The organism is Acidovorax sp. KNOB132 (genome assembly GCF_057541515.1).
The window spans coordinates 1-1747 of the sequence record NZ_BAAJYT010000470.1 but is presented as its reverse complement, the minus strand read 5'-3'; the positions used below and the strand labels follow the sequence as shown (position 1 = coordinate 1747).

Genomic DNA, 1747 nt, shown 5'->3' with positions numbered 1-1747 from the left:
AATCTGGCGTTGGCACGCGTCTTGAGTGAGAAAAGCGCATCCCCACTCGAAAGGACGACTTTCATGACGCTCCACCCCTTGCTCGCACCAGCCTGATGGCCGCCGCCCTTGCCGCCGCCAGCGCCCACGCGCAATTGCCCCCACCCCCGCCCGGCGGGCCGGGCCCCCTGGCCCAGGCCCCCGCCGCCGAGCAGTCCGCGACCGCGAGCGGCCGGCTGCAGCGCTGGCTGCCCAACCCGAACGGCGAGGCGGACGGCCTGCTGCTGCAGGATGGCACGCAGATCGCCTTCCCGCCCCACCTGTCGGAGTCCCTCACCGCATGGCTGCGCCCCGGCGACCCGTTGGAGGTCACCGGCTGGCACCGTCCCGACGCGCCCGTGCTGCGCGCCGAGACCTTCCAGTCACAGGGCCGCACGGTGCAGGACACGCCGCCCACCCCCGGCCAGCGCCCCCCGCCGCCCCCACGCGAAGCCTTGACGGCCCTGCAGGCCAATGGCCGCGTGGCCCAGGTGCTGTTCAACAGCCGCGGCGATGCGCATGGCCTGCTGCTGGAAGACGGCGTCGTCGTGCGCTTTCCGCCCCACATGGGCACGTCGGTCGCGGCGCTGCTCAAGCCCGGCGCCACCGTGGCGGTGCGCGGCTGGGGCACCCGCAACGCGCTGGGCACCGGCATGGAAGCGGCGCAGATGGGCGCCACGCCGGACACCCTGCAGGACATGCTGGGCGGCCCGATCGGCGCCCCGGCACTGCGCCCATGAAGCCATCGCCCGGCCCGCTCCATACACCCGTTTCTTCTTTCCTCACCCATTCGGAGACACCATGAGCAAACCCCAGGAAATGATCGACGTCTGGTCCCTCGAAGGCCAGTTCCAGCATGCCCTCTACAGCCCGCGCGGCGACGTGGAGGGCGTGATGATCGACGTGGACGGCGTGCCTGCGCAGTTCGTGTTCGGCAAGCACGACGACCGTGCGGCACGGTCCTTCGAGGCCCTGCGCGCCGGCCAGACGGTGGTCGTCGATGGCACCGTGGCGCCACCGCCACCCCACGGCGAGGCCGCGCACGAGGTCTATGCGTTCGAGCGGCTGGTGTCCATCGACGGCCAGGCGTTCGCGCCGGACGACGCACCGCGCCAGGTGAAAGGCCATGTGGCGCACCTGCACCACGCCCGGCACGGCGAGCCCAACGGCGTGGTGCTGGACACGGGCGATTTCGTCCACACGCGACCCGACGGCTTTACCCGGCTGCACCTGAAGCCGGGCGATGCGGTGACGGCCGAGGGCCCCGCCCGGCCCTTGCGCGGCAGCACCGGTGCCCACGTGATCGAGGCGCACACCGTCAACGGCCACGCCGTGCCGGGCAAACCCGCCAAGCCGTGACGCCATGACCGCCGCGCACACCGCCCCTGGCGCGCTTTCCGCGCCCACCCCGCCCGCATCGCCGCCCGCCCGCACGGGCGTTGCGGCCGGGGCTTCCCTGACCGCCCTGGCCTGGATGGCGTTCTTCATGGCGGACGTGCGCGACGGGCTCGGTCCGTTCCTCGCCACCTACCTGCAGACCCAGCGCATCGACCAGACGATGATCGGCATCGTGCTGTCCGCCGGGGGGCTGGCCGCCATGGCGGCCACGCCGCTGGCCGGGCGCCCTCGCGGACCGTACGCGCGCCAAGCGGGCGCTGGTGGCGGTCTGTGCGCTGGCGGTGCTGGGCGCCAGCGCCGTCGCCTTCCTGACCCGGTCGCCCAGCCTGCT

2 protein-coding genes and 1 pseudogene are annotated in these 1747 nt (G+C 73.2%); all 3 read left to right on the top strand.

From position 1 onward, the window contains the following. Positions 1-95: 95 nt before the first annotated feature. Positions 96-758: a hypothetical protein gene (locus tag AC27IO_RS23815; RefSeq protein ID WP_498741129.1), complete on the top strand. Its 663-nt coding sequence runs from the start codon at positions 96-98 to the stop codon at positions 756-758. A 61-nt stretch (positions 759-819) separates the two neighbouring features. Beyond that, positions 820-1377, top strand: a complete 558-nt coding sequence (locus tag AC27IO_RS23810; protein WP_498741127.1) for a hypothetical protein — start codon at positions 820-822, stop codon at positions 1375-1377. Positions 1378-1381: 4 nt separating this feature from the next. After that, positions 1382-1747, top strand: a pseudogene (locus AC27IO_RS23805) (hypothetical protein); the annotation flags it as partial.

Bases quoted from the DNA above. Each gene is read 5' to 3' on its own strand.
- AC27IO_RS23810 (WP_498741127.1), top strand. From the start codon at position 820: ATGAGCAAACCCCAGGAAATGATCGACGTCTGGTCCCTCGAAGGCCAG.
- AC27IO_RS23815 (WP_498741129.1), top strand. From the start codon at position 96: ATGGCCGCCGCCCTTGCCGCCGCCAGCGCCCACGCGCAATTGCCCCCA.